The organism is Bacillus sp. SIMBA_031 (assembly GCF_046535225.1).
Taxonomy (GTDB): domain Bacteria; phylum Bacillota; class Bacilli; order Bacillales; family Bacillaceae; genus Bacillus; species Bacillus velezensis.
Genome location: NZ_JAWRXC010000372.1, coordinates 1 through 261, shown reverse-complemented (window position 1 = coordinate 261; position 261 = coordinate 1). Strand labels below are relative to the sequence as shown.

1 pseudogene is annotated in these 261 nt (G+C 62.1%); it reads right to left on the bottom strand.

Annotated features, from left to right (window positions below):
- A pseudogene (locus SB724_RS20685) lies at positions 1 to 261 on the bottom strand (LacI family transcriptional regulator); the annotation flags it as partial.

Genomic DNA, 261 nt, shown 5'->3' with positions numbered 1-261 from the left:
CGAGGCCTTCGGCGGCGCGGTCCAGCAATACGAGCGGACGGCCGGAATCGCTCACCTGTTTCAGGTGGGCCGTCTCTACCGAGGACGCCGGTGCGACAATGAGTCCGTCTACCCGCTTGTCGAGGAGTACCCGGACCGCGTCCACCTCCGCGGCCTGTTCTTCATCCGTGTTGATAAGAATGACGTTGTAGCCACTCGCCTTTGCGGTATCCGTTATTCCCCTGGTGGCGAGGCCAAAGTGGGGGTTCTCGATATCGCCCA